The sequence below is a fragment of the Streptomyces sp. PTL18 genome, assembly GCF_059510295.1.
In genome coordinates, this window is the sequence record NZ_JCAJZO010000011.1 from 203,273 (window position 1) to 220,481 (window position 17,209).

Consider the following 17,209-nt stretch of genomic DNA (forward strand, 5'->3'; position numbering starts at 1 on the left):
GAGACCACCCTAGCGGGCGCGTGGCGCCCGGACCCGGCCCACCCGTACCGCCGCACCTGCGGAAGAGGGGCGGCACCACATGGGTACCACCCCTCCGTCTCGAGCCTCCGCCCCTCAGAACCGGGGCGGAAGCCACCCGGTCTGGACGAGCTGCCCACCCCGCCGCCGTGTGTGGAAGTACCCGCGCCCGGGCGGCAGCTGCGAGGCCGTGATGTTCCCCAGCAGTGCGCCCTCCGTCCGGTCGCCGGAGAGCACGATGCCCTGGGCGCCGAGCTCGCGCAGGCGCTGCATCACCGGCTCGTACAGCGACCGGCTGGCACCGCCCGAGGCACGGGCGATGATCACGCGCAGGCCGATGTCCCGCGCGAAGGGCAGGTACTCCAGGAGCGGCGACAGCGGGTTCATGCCCGTCGCCACCAGGTCGTAGTCGTCGACGACGACGAACGCGTCCGGGCTGCTGTACCAGCTGCGGTTGCGCAGCTGCTCGGGCGTGACGTCCGGGCCCGGCATACGGCGGTTCATCGAGCCGGCCAGGCCCTCCAGTGTCTCCGCAAGGGCGGGCGCCGAGGCGCAGTAGCGCGACAGGTGCGCGTCCGGCACCCCCTCCAGGTGGGCGCGCCGGTAGTCACCCATGACGATCTTCGCCTGGTCCGGTGTGTAGCGCTCGGTGATCTGCTTGATGAGCAGCCGCAGCACCGCCGACTTACCGGACTCGCTCTCACCGAAGACGATGAAGTGCGGGTCCGTCTCGAAGTCCACGAAGACCGGCGAGAGCGAGGACTCGTCGATACCAATGGCGACACCCCGGTCCGGGTGCTCGAACCCCTTGGGCAGGCGGTCCGCCGGCAGCAGGGTGGGCAGCAGCCGTACGGCCGGGGCGTGGCTGCCCTGCCAGTTGTCGTTGACGCCGCGGACGAGGATCGCCGTCGCCTCCGCCAGGTCCTCCGTCTGCGAGGAGCCGTCGACCCGCGGCAGCGCCGTCATGAAGTGCAGCTTGTCCAGGCTGAGACCGCGGCCCGGCACGGTGGCGGGGACGTTCTGGGCGACCTTGCGGTCGATCTCCGACTCGGTCGGGTCGCCGAGTCGCAGCTCGATGCGGTTCTGCAGCATGTCCTTGAGCGCGGGCCGCACCTCCGTGTAGCGGCTCGCCGTCACGATGAGGTGCACACCGAAGCCGAGACCGCGCGTCGCGATGTCGGTGACGGTCGCCTCGAGCATCTCGTAGTCCGTCTTGAAGGACGCCCAACCGTCGATGACGAGGAAGACGTCTCCCCAGGGCTGGTCGGGCAGCAGACCCGCGGCCCTGCGCTGCCGGTACGTCTGGACCGAGTCGATGTTGTTCGCCCGGAAGTACTCCTCGCGGGCGTTCAGGATGCCCTCGACCTCGCTGACCGTGCGGCGCACCTTCTCGGCGTCGAGACGGTTGGCGACCCCGCCGACGTGCGCCAGTTCCTCCATGGCGATGAGACTGCCACCGCCGAAGTCCAGGCAGTAGAACTGCACCTCGGCAGGCGTGTGGGTCAGGGCGAACGACGAGAGGAGCGTGCGCAGCAGGGTCGACTTGCCGGACTGCGGACCGCCGACGAACAGACCGTGGCCCGCGCCGCCGGAGAAGTCCCGGTACAGCACGTCGCGCCGCTGTTCGAACGGCTTGTCCACCAGGCCGACCGGTACGTTGAGCCGGCCGAGCGCCGTGTACTCGGGCGCGGTCAGGCCGCGTTCCTGGGTGACGGCGAGCTGGGGGAGGAGCTGGTCCAGCGAGGGCGCCTCGTCGAGCGGGGGCAGCCACACCTGGTGGGCCGGCGGCCCCTGGTTGACCATCTTGCCCACGATGACGTCCAGGACGGTGTCGGCGAGCGCGTCGTCCACCTTGTCGTCGGTCTCGAGGTCCTCGACCACCGGCTGGGGAGGCAGTGCCACCTGCCCCGCCGTGAACAGCGCGGGCCGCAGCTGGGTGGAGCGGTTCACCCGGGAGGGGCCCTCTCCGTGGTACGCCCCCGACACGTACGCGGCCTTGAAGCGGACCATGGTGTCGGTGTCGTACCGCAGATAGCCGGAGCCGGGGATCGACGGCAGGTGGTAGGCGTCCGGGACGCCGATCGCCGTACGGGACTCGGCGGCGGAGAAGGTGCGCAGACCGATCCGGTACGACAGATAGGTGTCCAGCCCGCGCAGCTTGCCCTCCTCCAGGCGCTGCGACGCCAGCAGCAGGTGCACACCCAGCGAACGGCCGATGCGGCCGATCTGGATGAACATGTCGATGAAGTCCGGCTTGGCGGTGAGGAGTTCGGAGAACTCGTCGAGCACGATCACCAGCGAGGCCATCGGCTCCAGGGCGGCGCCCGCCGCGCGGGCCTTCTCGTAGTCGTGCAGGTTGGCGTAGTTGCCCGCCGTGCGCAGCAGCTCCTGTCGGCGCTGCATCTCACCGGTGATGGCGTCGCGCATACGGTCGACGAGCGTCAGGTCGTCCGCGAGGTTGGTGATGACGGCCGCGGTGTGCGGCATGTCCGCCATGCCCGCGAAGGTCGCACCGCCCTTGAAGTCCGCCAGGATGAAGTTCAGCGTCTCCGAGGAGTGCGTCACCGCGAGACCGAGCACCAGTGTGCGCAGCAGCTCGGACTTGCCGGATCCGGTGGCGCCGACGCACAGCCCGTGCGGGCCCATGCCCTCCTGCGAGGCCTCCTTGAGGTCGAGCATGACCGGCTCGCCGTTCTCGCCCACACCGATCGGCACCCGCAGCCGCTCGTGCAGCGTACGCGGACGCCAGGTGCGCGAGACGTCGACGGACCCGGCGTCGCCGATGCCCATCAGGTCGGTGAAGTCCAGGTTGGACAGGAGGGGTTCGCCCTCCTCCGCCGAGCCGACCCGGAAGGGGGCGAGCTGCCGTGCCAGGGACTCGGCCTGCGCGGCGTTCAGCAGGTCCGGCCTGCCGGAGTACGCGGACTCGTGGCCGACGAACAACCGCATCCTCCCCGGCTTCACATAGACCGTCAGGCCCGCGCGCAGGTCCTCCTCCAGCTCGCCCGGTGCGATTTCGAGGAAGGTGACACCCTGCAGGCCCTCGGCACTGGCCAGTTCGGAGTCCGGCGGCACGGTGCCGCCGTCGAGCACCACGATCAGGTGCGGCTGGTCGTAGACGGGGTTCGCGTCCGGGTTCCAGCGGGGTCTGTCGTCCAGCTGGTCCGCCAGCGCCTCCTCCAGCTCCCCGAGGTCGTCGAAGAGCAGCCGGGCCGAGCCCGCACCGTCCTTGGCCTTCGGGTGCTGGCTGTGCGGCAGCCACTTGATCCAGTCCCAGTCCGCCGCCGCGGAGGGGTGCGCCACCACGGCGACCATCAGGTCCTCCGGCGAGTGCAGCGTCGCCAGCTGGGTCAGGGCCGCGCGGGCGTTGCCGTAGACCGTGTCGGTGTCCCCGCACACCGTCACGTGGTAGAAGGCGCGCAGCGAGACGGCGACCGGCAGATCGGACAGACTGCCGTGCGCGTCGAGGAACGCCTTCATGGCCGCCGCCGTCAGCGGCTCCAGCTCCTCCTTCGGCGCGGTCTCCGGGGCGACGAGAGGCGTGTTCAGCTGCTGGGTGCCGAGGCCGATCCGTACGGATGCGAAGTCCGCGTCGGTCGGGCGCCGCTCCCACAGGCGCTTGCCGTCGGCCGCCACCGCCCACAGCTGGTCCGGGTCGGGATGCTGGAAGAGCTGGCTGCGCCGCTGCAGGTCCGCGGTCTTGTGCACGTCCTTGCGGACCTGCTCCAGATAGCGGAAGTAGTCGCGCCGGTCCTGGGCCATCCCGGCCCCGCCGCCCTGCCGGGACTTGGTGAACTGGGCGATCGCCATGGCCAGCGTCGAGGCCAGCATCAGCCCGCCGACCACCCTCATGTAGGAGGGGAGGCCCGGCATGAAGAAGAAGCCGACGGAACCCAGCATGCCCATCATGGGCAGCAGGGTCATCAGCATGCTCTCTTCGCCCTCTCGAGGGATCTCGGGCGGCGTCTCCAGTCTGACCTCGCCGTCCGGGACGACCGAGGGCGCTGTCCGCGGCGGTCGCTTGATGATGACGACGCTCACCGATGCACTCATCCTTCGCGATTGATACGTCTTGGCACCGACGCCCCCGTGTACCGCGACATGTTTGTTGTTCGCGCAGGCGTCGTTCGCGCAGGCGTTGATCCTACTGATGAGCCAAGTGCGCGAGGGAGTCAGGAGGATGGAGATGCCGAGGGGGTCCTGGGGGAAAAGGGGTGGGCGGGCCCAGTGCCGCACGCCGCAACGGATATGGTGGCGCTCCGTGCCGTAGGAGCGGCGTGAGGAATCCTTGTCCAACAGGGGGAACAACCAGGTGAGCACGGGGACTTCGACGGGTTTCTGCCGAATCACCATCGCAGCGCCGGACAGCCGTGTCGATGTCGCGCTGCCGGAGGACCTGCCGATCCAGGACCTCTTTCCCGAGATCGTCAGGCTCTCGGGACTGGTCCAGCCGGACACCAGTCCTGCCGGCTACCACCTGGTACGCCGGGAGGGCCAAGTACTCGACGCGAGCCGCTCGTTGCTCGAGCACCGCGTCAGGGACGGTGAGGTGCTGCTGCTGCGCACGTTCGCCGATTCGCTGCCGCCGGCCGTTCACGACGACGTGGTGGACGCGATCGCCGCAGCGGTCAAGCAGGACATCCGCAGCTGGAACGACAACCTGATGCGGGTGGCCGGGCTCGTCTCCGGTGCGCTGCTGCTGGTCATGCTCGGTTTCGTCTTCTGGTTCGCCGATCCGGTACGGCACGACATGCACGGCCTCCAGGGCATCCTCGCCGGCGTCGTCGCACTGGCCCTGACGGTGCTCGCGGGTGTGCGGGCGCGGGTGTACGACGACCGGGCCTCCGCCGTCGCGCTCGGCGTCTCGGCGCTGCCGCACGCGCTCATCGCCGGGTCCGGCGTGATCCCCCAGGACGCGGGTCACGGACCCGGCAGGATCCAGTTCCTCGTCGGCTGCGTCGCCGTGCTGCTCGTCTCGGTCGTGCTGATCATGCTGCTGCCGCAGGGCGACGCCCCGTTCGTGGCCGCCGCGCTGGCCGCCGCGATCGGCACGCTCGCCGTGTTCTGCGGTGTGCTCACCGAGGCGGAGCCGCGCGAGATCGCCGCGGGCACCTCGGTCGTCGCGCTCGCGGTGGTGGGCTTCCTGCCCGGATGGTCGGCCCGCTTCGCCAAGCTGCCGATCGGCTTCCGCAACCCGGAGGACCTGGCCAGGGCCCGTCGTGAGGGCCGGGAGGGCGACCTCGAGGCCGTCGACGTCCAGCGCATCGTCGCCCGGACCAGCCGCGGTCATGAACTGCTGCTCGGACTGGTGGGCGGCTGCGCGGCCGTCATCGTCGGCGCGGGTGGCGCGGTGCTCGGCTTCAGCGACAGCGGCTGGGCCCAGCTGCTGGCCCTGTGCACCGGTCTCGCCGCGATGATGCGGGCCCGCCTGTTCCGATACACCGCCCAGGTGACCTGCCTGTTCGTGGCCGGTGTCGTCACCCTCGGCCTGCTGGTGCTCGGCCTCGCGATCTCGCCTCCGGCCGGGATCGTCCTCGAACTGCTCAAGGGCAACTCCGGCCCGGTCGACATCAGGACCCTGTGGCTCGGCGCCTCGGTCGCGGCCGGCGTGCTGCTGCTGATCGCGATCGCGCTGATCGTGCCGCAGAAGGGTCTCTCCCCCTTCTGGGGCCGCATGCTGGACCTCGCCGACTCGGTGGTGCTGCTCTCCCTGATCCCGGTCTGCCTGGCCGTCCTCGACGTCTACAGCAAGGTGCGCGGCGGCGTGTGACGACCGCTCGGTGGCACGTCGCAGGTGGTCTCACGGCCGACGTCGCCAACGACCAGGACCCGTCGACGATGGGCCAGGACGCCCTCACGAACGCCGCGACCGGTGCCTTCGGCAACGCCCGGAACCACGGCGTCAACCATGCCCTGGAACAGCACGGAAGTCTCGGCGGCGAAAACCTCGGCGACCGGGGCGGGCTCGCCGACAGCGCGTTCGAGAACACCGTGGGCACCACCTTGAACACGGGCGTCCACGCTGCAGGCTCCGGCATCGAGTCGGACATCCAGGACCTGACCGAAAACGAGTGACCGAGGACGAGTGAGAGCTGCCGGCGAAGTGAGACTTGCGGCGACCTGGACCCCGAACCCGGACCACCCGGCTACCTGGAGCGGCTTCTTCCTGGCACTTCTCGGGATCGCCGGGTGTCTTACCGTCATGGCCGGTGTCGCGGTGACCCTTGCCCTGTGGAGCGCTCAAGGCCCCAAGAAGTGGGGCAACTACGGCATCGGGCCGGTCACCGTCGTCGTCGGCCTCCTCGCCACGGGCTTCAGTTTCGGGCTGTTGTGACCCTGGGGCTGGGGCTGGGGCTGGGGCTGGGGCTGGGGCCTGGGCGTGGGGTCTGAGGCGGGCTGGGGCCCGGCGGCCTGTCCCGGAGTGGCTGATCACATGACCGATGCCGGTGGTCCGAGGCCCGCCCGCATCCCCGCCGCCCCCGGGCCGGGCCACCGCTGCCCGGCTGGTACGCTGTGTGACGGCCGTATGTGTACGCACCTCCGGTTTCCCCTGGAGGCCGCGCCCAGCGGATCCCCGCCTCCCGAGTCATGGAAGCTCCCCTGAGAAGAAGACCAGGGGCACTCGGCGGCACCTGAAGAAGACTACGAGGAGTACGCGTGTCGCTCGACGCCGCTACGAAGAAGCAGATCATCACCGAATTCGGTACCAAGGAGGGTGACACCGGCTCCCCCGAGGTCCAGGTCGCTCTGCTGTCGCGTCGGATCTCCGACCTGACCGAGCACCTCAAGACCCACAAGCACGACCACCACTCCCGCCGTGGTCTGCTGATCCTGGTCGGTCAGCGCCGTCGCCTGCTGCAGTACCTGGCGAAGAAGGACATCCAGCGCTTCCGTGCGCTGGTCGACCGTCTGGGCATCCGCCGCGGTGCGGCGGGCGCCAGGTAGGACGCCGTGAAGGGAGCGGTTCCCGTAGTGAAGGGGACCGCTCCTTTTGCTGTACGTGCGGACTGTCACCACCGCTTTGTAGTGTGGTAGCACAACGCAAGACGTAGGACACCGTGTGAGGGGTACCTGGACACACCAGGCGGCACCGCACACACCGAACGAGGAGGAGCGCACCTCGCCGCCGCCGGTCCTCGGTAGTGGCCCCCGGGCAAGAGAGACCCGGGTGCTTCGATCGAAGACCGGCCCGCACCAGACGGAGCGCTTCTCCGCCACCGTCCCCCTGCCACACGGGCAGCCAAGGGACGAAGACGAGGAGAAAACGCTAGTGGAGAACGAGACCCACTACGCCGAGGCCGTCATCGACAACGGCTCCTTCGGCACCCGCACCATCCGCTTCGAGACGGGCCGCCTGGCCAAGCAGGCCGCCGGTTCCGCCGTCGCGTACCTGGACGACGACACGATGGTCCTGTCGGCCACCACCGCGTCCAAGACCCCCAAGGACCAGCTCGACTTCTTCCCGCTGACGGTCGACGTCGAGGAGCGGATGTACGCGGCCGGGAAGATCCCCGGTTCCTTCTTCCGCCGTGAGGGCCGCCCCTCCGAGGACGCCATCCTCACCTGCCGTCTCATCGACCGCCCGCTGCGCCCGTCCTTCAAGAAGGGCCTGCGCAACGAGATCCAGGTCGTCGCCACCATCATGGCGCTCAACCCCGACCACCTGTACGACGTCGTGGCGATCAACGCCGCCTCCGCGTCCACGCAGCTGGCCGGCCTGCCCTTCTCCGGTCCGATCGGCGGCGTCCGCGTCGCGCTGATCAACGGCCAGTGGGTCGCCTTCCCCACGCACACCGAGCTCGAGGACGCCGTCTTCGACATGGTCGTCGCGGGCCGCGTCCTGGAGGACGGCGACGTCGCGATCATGATGGTCGAGGCCGAGGCCACCGAGAAGACGATCAAGCTGGTCGAGGGCGGCGCCGAGGCGCCCACCGAGGAGGTCGTCGCCGCCGGTCTGGATGCCGCGAAGCCTTTCATCAGGGTGCTGTGCAAGGCCCAGTCGGACCTCGCCGCGAAGGCCGCCAAGCCGACCGCCGAGTTCCCGATCTTCCTCGACTACCAGGACGACGTCCTGGAGGCGCTGACCGGCGCCGTCCGCCCCGAGCTCGCCCAGGCGCTCACCATCGCCGGCAAGCAGGAGCGCGAGTCGGAACTGGACCGCGTCAAGCAGCTCGCCGCCGAGAAGCTCCTGCCGGAGTTCGAGGGCCGCGAGAAGGAGATCTCCGCCGCGTACCGCTCGCTCACCAAGCAGCTGGTCCGCGAGCGCGTGATCAAGGAGAAGAAGCGCATCGACGGCCGCGGAGTCACCGACATCCGCACGCTGGCCGCCGAGGTCGAGGCCATCCCGCGGGTCCACGGCTCGGCCCTGTTCGAGCGTGGCGAGACCCAGATCCTGGGCGTCACCACGCTGAACATGCTGCGCATGGAGCAGCAGCTCGACACCCTCTCCCCGGTGACGCGCAAGCGCTACATGCACAACTACAACTTCCCGCCGTACTCCACCGGTGAGACCGGCCGCGTCGGCTCCCCCAAGCGCCGCGAGATCGGCCACGGCGCCCTCGCCGAGCGCGCCCTCCTCCCGGTGCTGCCGTCGCGCGAGGAGTTCCCGTACGCGATCCGCCAGGTGTCCGAGGCACTCGGCTCCAACGGTTCGACGTCCATGGGCTCCGTGTGCGCCTCCACCATGTCCCTGCTGAACGCCGGTGTGCCGCTGAAGGCCCCGGTCGCCGGCATCGCCATGGGTCTGATCTCCCAGGAGATCGACGGTGAGACGCACTACGTGACGCTGACCGACATCCTCGGCGCCGAGGACGCCTTCGGCGACATGGACTTCAAGGTCGCCGGCACGAAGGAGTTCGTGACCGCCCTCCAGCTCGACACCAAGCTGGACGGCATCCCGGCCTCCGTGCTGGCCGCGGCCCTGAAGCAGGCCCGTGACGCCCGCCTGCACATCCTCGACGTGATGATGGAGGCCATCGACCGGCCCGACGAGATGTCCCCGCACGCCCCGCGGATCATCACCGTCAAGATCCCGGTCGACAAGATCGGTGAGGTCATCGGCCCCAAGGGCAAGATGATCAACCAGATCCAGGAGGACACCGGCGCCGAGATCACGATCGAGGACGACGGCACGATCTACATCGGTGCCGCCGACGGCCCGTCCGCCGAGGCCGCCCGCACCACGATCAACGGCATCGCCAACCCGACGATGCCCGAGGTCGGTGAGCGCTACCTCGGTACTGTCGTGAAGACGACCACCTTCGGTGCGTTCGTCTCCCTGCTGCCGGGCAAGGACGGTCTGCTGCACATCTCGCAGATCCGCAAGCTGGCCGGCGGCAAGCGCGTGGAGAACGTCGAGGACGTCCTCGGCGTGGGCCAGAAGGTCCAGGTCGAGATCGCCGAGATCGACTCCCGCGGCAAGCTCTCCCTCGTCCCCGTCATCGAGGGCGAGGGCGACGAGGCCGACGAGGCGAAGGACGACACCGACAAGTGACGTCCCGTGGCTCCAGGGCGACGGCCCGCACCTCCTCGGAGGCGCGGGCCGTCGCCCGTACCCAAACCCTGATCAACGGCACCAACGGCATCGGCACCGTCCGCAAGACCACGCTTCCGGGTGGGCTGCGCGTCGTCACCGAGACCCTGCCCTCGGTGCGCTCCGCCACCTTCGGCATCTGGGCGCACGTGGGTTCCCGCGACGAGACGCCCGCGCTGAACGGCGCCACGCACTACCTGGAGCACCTGCTCTTCAAGGGCACGTCCCGCAGGTCCGCACTGGACATCTCCTCCGCCATCGACGCGGTCGGCGGCGAGATGAACGCGTTCACGGCGAAGGAGTACACGTGCTACTACGCGCGCGTGCTCGACACCGACCTGCCCCTCGCCATCGACGTCGTCTGTGACATGCTGACCGGCTCGCTCATCCTGGAGGAGGACGTCGACGTCGAGCGCGGCGCGATCCTCGAGGAGATCGCGATGACGGAGGACGACCCGGGCGACTGCGTGCACGACCTGTTCGCGCACACCATGTTCGGCGACAACGCGCTCGGCCGCCCGGTCCTCGGCACGGTCGACACCGTCAACGCGCTGACGGCCGACCGCATCCGCCGCTTCTACAAGAAGCACTACGACCCCACGCACCTGGTGGTCGCCTGCGCCGGCAACGTCGACCACCAGAAGGTCGTCCGCCAGGTGCGGGCCGCCTTCGAGAAGGCCGGCGCCCTCACACGGACGGACGCCACACCCATCGGCCCGCGCGCCGGCCGCCGTGCCCTGCGCACCGCCGGCCGCGTCGAGCTGCTGGCCCGCAAGACCGAGCAGGCGCACGTCGTCCTGGGCATGCCGGGCCTGGCCCGCACGGACGACCGCCGCTGGGCCCTGGGCGTGCTGAACACGGCGCTCGGCGGAGGCATGTCGTCCCGCCTGTTCCAGGAGGTCCGGGAGAAGCGGGGCCTGGCCTACAGCGTGTACTCGTACACGTCCGGCTTCGCCGACTGCGGCCTGTTCGGCGTGTACGCGGGCTGCAGGCCGAGCCAGGTGCACGACGTGCTCAAGATCTGCCGCGACGAGCTGGACCACGTCGCGCACAACGGTCTGTCCGACGACGAGATCGCCCGCGCCATCGGCCAGCTGAGGGGCTCCACCGTTCTCGGCCTCGAGGACACGGGCGCGCTGATGAACCGTATCGGCAAGAGCGAACTGTGCTGGGGCGACCAGATGTCCGTCGACGACATGCTGGCCCGGATCGCGGAGGTCACCCCGGACGACGTCCGGGCCGTGGCGCAGGACATCCTGGGACAGCGGCCGTCGCTGTCGGTCATCGGCCCGCTCAAGGACAAGCAGGCTTCCCGTCTGCACGACGCGGTCGCGTGAACCGCTCCCGGTCGCTTTCGGTCGTAACCACCCTCCGGTAAGGAAGCAAGTGAGATGAGCAAGCTGCGCGTGGCGGTCCTCGGCGCCAAGGGCCGGATCGGTGCGGAGGCGGTACGGGCCGTCGACGCCGCCGACGACATGGAGCTGGTCGCGGCCCTCGGCCGGGGCGACAAGCTGGAGACGCTCGTCGAGACCGGCGCCCAGGTGGCGGTCGAGCTGACCACCCCCGCCTCGGTGATGGACAACCTCGAGTTCTGCGTACGGCACGGCGTCCACGCCGTGGTCGGCACGACGGGCTGGACGGACGAGCGGCTCACGCAGCTGAAGGGCTGGCTCGCCGGCTCCCCGCAGACCGGCGTCCTCATCGCCCCGAACTTCTCCATCGGCGCCGTGCTGACCATGAAGTTCGCCGAAGCGGCCGCCCCGTACTTCGAGTCCGTCGAGGTCGTGGAGCTGCATCACCCGAACAAGGTGGACGCCCCCAGCGGCACCGCCACGCGCACCGCCCAGCTCATCGCCGCCGCCCGCCGGAAGGCGGGCAGCGCCCCGCAGCCCGACGCCACGGTGACGGCCCTGGACGGTGCCCGCGGCGCGAACGTCGACGGCGTCCCGGTGCACGCCGTCCGTCTGCGCGGTCTGCTGGCCCACCAGGAGGTGCTGCTCGGCGGCGAGGGCGAGACCCTCACCATCCGCCACGACTCGCTGCACCACAGCAGCTTCATGCCGGGCATCCTGCTCGGCGCCCGCCGCGTCGTGACCACTCCGGGCCTCACCTTCGGCCTGGAGCACTTCCTCGACCTGAAGTAGCGGGAACAGAAGCGATGCGCGCGAAGATCACCTACGCCGTCACGGCCGCCGTCCTGGTGTTCTACTTCATCCTGGTCGGCAGCCGCGGCGTGCTGCTGATCGAGAACGGCACCCCGGTCACCGTCGCGTTCGGCGTCGCGGTGCTCATCCTGCCGGTCATCGGGGTGTGGTTCCTGTGGAAGAACACCCAGTTCGTCCGCAAGGCCAACCGGCTCGCCGCCGAGCTGGACGCGGAGGGCGGCCTGCCCGTCGACGAGCTGCGGCGCACCCCGGGCGGCCGGATCGACCGCGACTCGGCCGACGAGGTCTTCGCCAAGCGCAAGGCGGAGACGGAGGCGGCCCCGCACGACTGGCGGACCTGGTTCCGTCTGGCGATCGCCTACCACGACGCCCGCGACACACCGCGGGCCCGAAAGGCGATGCAGCGGGCGATCGCCCTGCACGAGGGCAGGACGGTTGCGTCCTGAGCCCGGCATCGGTGCTCCTCGGCCCGTCCGGTCAGCTCCGGCCGCACTCCGCCGCCCATGCCTCCACCACGTCCGCCGCCCGGTCGAAGGCCTGGGGGCGGGCCAGGAAGTCGGCGTTGTGGGAGGTCAGCAGGGGCTCCGCGGCGGACGCCCGGCCCCGCCGTTCGAGGACCAGCGCCTGACCCTGCACCGTGCGCGGCAGCCCCAGCCAGCGCACCGGCTGCTGCACGGTGCGTACCGAGGCGATCTGCTCCCACCGCACGGTACGTGTGATGAGGAAACCCACTCGGCGCAGCCCGCGCGCGCTCACCCAGACGCCCATCCGCAGCAGCCGCAGGGCCCCGGCGACGACGGCCAGTGCCACGCCGAACACCGTCCCCGCGCCCGCGAAGGTGCCGGTGAGGGCGATGACGAGGGCCGCGACGAGCACGTACGACGCGAGGAGCAGCAGGAGCGCGGCCATGCCCACCCGCCATGGGCCGGGCCGGTAGGGGCGGCGCCAGCGGTCGCGGTCGTCGTACGGCAGCGGCAGGTCGTCCGCCGCGTGGTCGGAGGCACGGTCGGCCGTCAGGAAGGGAAGGGGCACGGCTGATCCTCACTCGGTGCACGGAGCTGTGACCGGTGAGGCTATCGAGCCGTGTCGCCACCCACCACCCTCGAGGGCCGACGGGGTGGACTGTCGCGCCGACGAGCGACGGGGAGCGTCAGCGGCCGTTCGATGCCACGGACTGCTGCGTCGCGGCAGGCGTCTGATGCGACAGGGCGGGCGTGCCGATGACCAGGGCGCCCGCCAGCCCGGCGACGATGGTCAGCCCCAGCAGCCAGCGCCCCGCCATCTCGGCGGCGGAGGCACGCCGACGGGGCGGCGGAGTGACATTGCTGCGGAAGGAGTCGGCTTCGGTGAGGAAGGCGAACGGTACGGGCTCGCGCCGACGGGACATGGGGGTGCTTCTCCTCTTGGGGCTCGTGGGATCGATGGATCAGCTGGTGTGAGGACCGGGTGACGCGAACAGATCGTCGTCACCGGGACAGACGAGCGGGTGCCCGGAAAGGTGCCATGAATCACCGATTTCGCGGAACTTCGATCGACTTCGCCGACGAATGTCGCGGACCGGCACCGAACGCCCCGTTGTCAGCGCCGGGCCGTAGAGTGGGCGCCGCCCGAGCTTGTGATGGGAAGGACCTTCCACACCGTGACCGACACCTCCGCCGACGACCTCAAGGCCGGCTTCCGCAGCGACGTCACCGTCGAGCTGGTCAAGCACAGCGCGGCCGACTCCGACGTGCTGTGGGCCGCCCGTGTCTCCACCGCCGGCGAGCAGTCCCTGGACGAGTTGAAGAAGGACCCGGAGCGCTCCAAGGGCCTGATCAACTACCTGATGCGGGACCGGCACGGCAGCCCCTTCGAGCACAACTCGATGACCTTCTTCATCAGCGCCCCGATCTTCGTCTTCCGCGAGTTCATGCGGCACAGGGCCGGCTGGTCCTACAACGAGGAGTCGGGCCGCTACCGTGAGCTCCAGCCGGTCTTCTACGTCCCCGACGAGTCCCGCAAGCTCGTCCAGGAGGGCCGCCCGGGCAAGTACCGCTTCGTCGAGGGCACCGCTGCCCAGCAGGAGCTGGTCGGCCGCGTCATGGAGGACTCCTACCGGCGGTCGTACGAGGCGTACCAGGAGATGCTCGCCGCCGGCGTGGCGCGTGAGGTCGCCCGTTCGGTCCTCCCGGTGGGCCTGTACTCATCGATGTACGCCACTTGCAACGCGCGCTCGCTGATGCACTTCCTCGGCCTGCGCACCCAGCACGAGCTGGCGAAGGTGCCCTCCTTCCCGCAGCGGGAGATCGAGATGGTCGGCGAGAAGATGGAGGCCGAGTGGGCCGCGCTCATGCCGCTCACGTACGCCGCGTTCAACGCCAACGGCCGCATCGCGCCGTGACGCGGACCGGCGCGGTGCCGGGCGCAGTCGGCCGGGCACAGATGTACGGGTCAGCCGAGCGAAGTGTCCGTATTGCGGCATTTCGCGAAGTTCATCTAGCCTGATCAAACGGACCCGGTACTGCTTGAACCCCCGAGCAGGCAGTACCGGGATCCATCTTTGTCAGGACTTTCGCCGACCCCCGAGGGCAGACCACGACCGGAGCAGCGAGTAGCGTGTTGTCCATGGCTCCGACCTCCACTCCGCAGATCCCCTTCGGGCGGATCCTCACCGCCATGGTCACGCCCTTCACGGCGGACGGCGCACTTGACCTCGACGGCGCTCAGCGGCTCGCCACCCACCTGGTGGACGCAGGCAACGACGGCCTGATCATCAACGGCACCACCGGTGAGTCGCCCACGACCAGCGACGTGGAGAAATCGGATCTCGTACGAGCCGTTCTGGAGGCGGTCGGCGACCGTGCCCACATCGTGGCCGGGGTCGGCACGAACGACACCCGCCACAGCATCGAACTGGCGCGCACGGCACAGAAGGCCGGCGCGCACGGTCTGCTGACCGTCACGCCGTACTACAACAAGCCCCCCCAGGAGGGCCTCTACCGGCACTTCAAGGCGATCGCCGACGCGACCGACCTGCCGGTCATGCTGTACGACATCCCCGGCCGCAGCGGCGTCCCGATCAACACCGAGACCATCGTCCGGCTCGCCGAGCACCCGAGGATCGTCGCCAACAAGGACGCCAAGGGCGACCTCGGCCGCGCCAGCTGGGCCATCGCCCAGTCCGGCCTTGCCTGGTACTCCGGTGACGACATGCTCAACCTGCCGCTGCTCTCCGTGGGCGCGGTGGGCTTCGTCTCGGTCGTCGGCCATGTGGTCACGCCCGAGCTGCGCGCCATGGCCGAGGCCTACGCGAGCGGCGACGTGCAGAAGGCGCTGGAGATCCACCAGAAGCTGCTCCCGGTCTTCACCGGGATGTTCCGCACGCAGGGCGTCATGACCACCAAGGCCGCCCTCGCCCTCAGGGGTCTGCCGGCCGGGCCGCTGCGCCCGCCCATGGTCGAGCTCTCCGGCGAGGAGACCGCCCAGCTCAAGATCGATCTTGCCGCCGGCGGGGTACAGCTCTGACAACGACTTCACAACTGAATAGGCAGGACACAGGTGCCTGCATCCGATACCGACAACTGCTTCTGCACGAACGTCACGCGCGCCACGTGCCCTACCGGTACGTGGCGTGCGTGGTGAGGAGAGTCTTTTGAGTCATCCGCATCCTGAACTCGGCCCGCCCCCGAAGCTCCCCGAAGGAGGCCTCAGGGTCACCCCGCTGGGTGGCCTCGGGGAGATCGGCCGGAACATGACTGTCTTCGAGTACGGAGGCCGTCTGCTGATCGTCGACTGCGGAGTGCTCTTCCCCGAGGAGGAGCAGCCCGGAATCGATCTGATCCTGCCGGACTTCTCGTCCATCCGCGACCGCCTCGACGACGTGGAAGGCATCGTCCTCACCCACGGCCACGAGGACCACATCGGCGGCGTCCCGTACCTGCTGCGGGAGAAGCCCGACATCCCGCTGATCGGCTCCAAGCTGACCCTCGCCCTGATCGAGGCCAAGCTCCAGGAGCACCGCATCCGCCCGTACACGCTGGAGGTCGCGGAGGGGCAGCGCGAGCGCGTCGGCCCCTTCGACTGCGAGTTCGTCGCAGTCAACCACTCCATCCCGGACGCCCTCGCGGTCGCCATCCGCACTCCCGCCGGCATGGTCGTCCATACCGGCGACTTCAAGATGGACCAACTGCCGCTGGACAACCGGCTGACGGACCTCCACGCGTTCGCCCGGCTGAGCGAGGAAGGCATCGACCTCCTCCTCGCCGACTCCACGAACGCCGAGGTCCCGGGGTTCACCCCGCACGAGCGCGACATCTCCAACGTCCTGCGTCAGGTCTTCGCGGGCGCCCGCAAGCGGATCATCGTGGCGAGCTTCGCCAGCCACGTCCACCGCATCCAGCAGATCCTGGACGCGGCCCACGAGTACGGCCGGCGGGTCGCCTTCGTCGGCCGCTCGATGGTCCGCAACATGGGCATCGCACGGGACCTGGGCTATCTCAGGGTCCCGCCGGGCCTGGTCGTGGACGTCAGGACGCTGGACGACCTGCCGGATCACGAGGTCGTCCTGGTGTGCACCGGCTCCCAGGGCGAGCCGATGGCGGCCCTCTCGCGCATGGCAAACCGGGACCACCAGATCCGCATCGTCCAGGGCGACACGGTGATCCTCGCGTCGTCACTGATCCCCGGCAACGAGAACGCGGTCTACCGCGTGATCAACGGTCTCACCCGCTGGGGCGCGAACGTCGTCCACAAGGGCAACGCGAAGGTGCACGTCTCCGGCCATGCGTCCGCGGGCGAGCTGCTGTACTTCTACAACATCTGCCGTCCGAAGAACCTGATGCCGGTCCACGGAGAATGGCGTCATCTGCGGGCCAACGCAGAACTCGGCGCACTCACGGGTGTTCCGCACGACCGCATCGTCATCGCCGAGGACGGCGTCGCCGTCGACCTCGTCGAGGGCAAGGCCAAGATCTCCGGCAAGGTCCAGGCCGGGTACGTCTACGTCGACGGCCTCTCGGTCGGCGACATCGGCGAGCCGGCACTGAAGGACCGCAAGATCCTCGGCGACGAGGGCATCATCTCGGTCTTCGTGGTGATGGACTCGTCCACGGGCAAGATCACCGGTGGTCCCCACATCCAGGCCCGCGGCTCGGGCATCGAGGACTCGGCCTTCGGCGACGTCATCCCCAAGATCACGGAAGCGCTGGAGCGGTCGGCGCAGGACGGTGTCGTCGAGCCCCACCAGCTGCAGCAGCTGGTGAGGCGAACCCTCGGGAAGTGGGTCTCCGACACGTATCGGCGCAGGCCGATGATCCTCCCTGTGGTCGTCGAGGTCTGACGCTCGGTCAAGTCCGCGCGGGGGTCGACCCGGAGCGGGGCGCCTCGATTTGCATCGAGGCGCCCCGCTCCAGTACGTTTACGGCTCCGCCAGCGGGGGACCCGACGCAACCGAGCGCCCGGGAGCCTGCCCCGGCAGGGCGGAAATTCCGACTCAGAACTTCTGATAAAGTCGGAG

The 17,209-nt window shown here is 69.6% G+C and carries 14 protein-coding genes; 11 read left to right on the forward strand and 3 right to left on the reverse strand.

The genetic code is table 11. The features are described 5' to 3' along the window. Nucleotides 1-114 precede the first annotated feature (114 nt). Complete coding sequence (gene eccCa / locus AC5WS8_RS22410) at nucleotides 115-4,059, reverse strand: type VII secretion protein EccCa (RefSeq protein WP_496105225.1); 3,945 nt, start codon at nucleotides 4,057-4,059, stop codon at nucleotides 115-117. A gap of 271 nt (nucleotides 4,060-4,330) precedes the next feature. Here eccCa and eccD point away from each other — a divergent pair, with 271 nt between their 5' ends. From eccD to AC5WS8_RS22450, 8 genes are all read left to right on the forward strand, one after another. Continuing rightward, the gene (gene eccD, locus AC5WS8_RS22415) at nucleotides 4,331-5,788 is read left to right on the forward strand and encodes a type VII secretion integral membrane protein EccD (protein WP_496105226.1); all 1,458 of its coding nucleotides are present in this window, start codon (nucleotides 4,331-4,333) and stop codon (nucleotides 5,786-5,788) included. Continuing rightward, nucleotides 5,785-6,093, forward strand: coding sequence for a hypothetical protein (locus AC5WS8_RS22420; RefSeq protein WP_496105227.1), 309 nt, complete (start codon nucleotides 5,785-5,787; stop codon nucleotides 6,091-6,093). Before eccD ends, AC5WS8_RS22420 begins: the two co-directional genes overlap by 4 nt. A gap of 28 nt (nucleotides 6,094-6,121) precedes the next feature. Further along, nucleotides 6,122-6,352 (forward strand): hypothetical protein, encoded by a 231-nt coding sequence (locus tag AC5WS8_RS22425; RefSeq protein ID WP_496105228.1) that lies wholly within the window; start codon nucleotides 6,122-6,124, stop codon nucleotides 6,350-6,352. A gap of 323 nt (nucleotides 6,353-6,675) precedes the next feature. After that, nucleotides 6,676-6,963, forward strand: a complete 288-nt coding sequence (gene rpsO / locus AC5WS8_RS22430) for a 30S ribosomal protein S15 (protein ID WP_496105229.1) — start codon at nucleotides 6,676-6,678, stop codon at nucleotides 6,961-6,963. Between the two features lie 325 nt (nucleotides 6,964-7,288). Further along, the gene (locus AC5WS8_RS22435; protein WP_496105230.1) at nucleotides 7,289-9,511 is read left to right on the forward strand and encodes a polyribonucleotide nucleotidyltransferase; all 2,223 of its coding nucleotides are present in this window, start codon (nucleotides 7,289-7,291) and stop codon (nucleotides 9,509-9,511) included. Continuing rightward, nucleotides 9,508-10,887, forward strand: coding sequence for a M16 family metallopeptidase (locus AC5WS8_RS22440; protein ID WP_496105231.1), 1,380 nt, complete (start codon nucleotides 9,508-9,510; stop codon nucleotides 10,885-10,887). Before AC5WS8_RS22435 ends, AC5WS8_RS22440 begins: the two co-directional genes overlap by 4 nt. 54 nt (nucleotides 10,888-10,941) lie before the next feature. Then, on the forward strand, nucleotides 10,942-11,694 hold the full coding sequence (gene dapB, locus AC5WS8_RS22445) for a 4-hydroxy-tetrahydrodipicolinate reductase (RefSeq protein ID WP_496105232.1): 753 nt from the start codon (nucleotides 10,942-10,944) through the stop codon (nucleotides 11,692-11,694). Nucleotides 11,695-11,708: 14 nt separating this feature from the next. Beyond that, nucleotides 11,709-12,161: a hypothetical protein gene (locus AC5WS8_RS22450; protein ID WP_496105233.1), complete on the forward strand. Its 453-nt coding sequence runs from the start codon at nucleotides 11,709-11,711 to the stop codon at nucleotides 12,159-12,161. A 31-nt stretch (nucleotides 12,162-12,192) separates the two neighbouring features. On the opposite strand, the gene AC5WS8_RS22455 is transcribed toward AC5WS8_RS22450, so the two are convergent. Both AC5WS8_RS22455 and AC5WS8_RS22460 read right to left on the reverse strand, forming a co-directional pair. Beyond that, nucleotides 12,193-12,747 (reverse strand): SCO5741 family PH domain-containing membrane protein, encoded by a 555-nt coding sequence (locus AC5WS8_RS22455; RefSeq protein ID WP_496105234.1) that lies wholly within the window; start codon nucleotides 12,745-12,747, stop codon nucleotides 12,193-12,195. A gap of 118 nt (nucleotides 12,748-12,865) precedes the next feature. Further along, nucleotides 12,866-13,102, reverse strand: a complete 237-nt coding sequence (locus tag AC5WS8_RS22460) for a hypothetical protein (RefSeq protein WP_496105235.1) — start codon at nucleotides 13,100-13,102, stop codon at nucleotides 12,866-12,868. 252 nt (nucleotides 13,103-13,354) lie between these two features. Here AC5WS8_RS22460 and thyX point away from each other — a divergent pair, with 252 nt between their 5' ends. The 3 genes from thyX to AC5WS8_RS22475 all read left to right on the forward strand — a co-directional run bounded on the left by thyX (nucleotide 13,355) and on the right by AC5WS8_RS22475 (nucleotide 17,032). Then, a complete protein-coding gene (gene thyX / locus AC5WS8_RS22465) occupies nucleotides 13,355-14,095 on the forward strand; it encodes an FAD-dependent thymidylate synthase (RefSeq protein ID WP_496105236.1) in 741 nt (246 codons plus the stop codon). A gap of 224 nt (nucleotides 14,096-14,319) precedes the next feature. Next, the gene (gene dapA / locus AC5WS8_RS22470; RefSeq protein ID WP_496105237.1) at nucleotides 14,320-15,219 is read left to right on the forward strand and encodes a 4-hydroxy-tetrahydrodipicolinate synthase; all 900 of its coding nucleotides are present in this window, start codon (nucleotides 14,320-14,322) and stop codon (nucleotides 15,217-15,219) included. 127 nt (nucleotides 15,220-15,346) lie between these two features. Further along, nucleotides 15,347-17,032: a ribonuclease J gene (locus AC5WS8_RS22475; protein WP_496105238.1), complete on the forward strand. Its 1,686-nt coding sequence runs from the start codon at nucleotides 15,347-15,349 to the stop codon at nucleotides 17,030-17,032. Nucleotides 17,033-17,209 lie beyond the last annotated feature (177 nt).

Coding starts and splice junctions, on each gene's coding strand:
- dapA (WP_496105237.1), top strand. CDS start 14,320: ATGGCTCCGACCTCCACTCCGCAGATCCCCTTCGGGCGGATCCTCACC.
- AC5WS8_RS22450 (WP_496105233.1), top strand. CDS start 11,709: ATGCGCGCGAAGATCACCTACGCCGTCACGGCCGCCGTCCTGGTGTTC.
- AC5WS8_RS22460 (WP_496105235.1), bottom strand. CDS start 13,102: ATGTCCCGTCGGCGCGAGCCCGTACCGTTCGCCTTCCTCACCGAAGCC.
- dapB (WP_496105232.1), top strand. CDS start 10,942: ATGAGCAAGCTGCGCGTGGCGGTCCTCGGCGCCAAGGGCCGGATCGGT.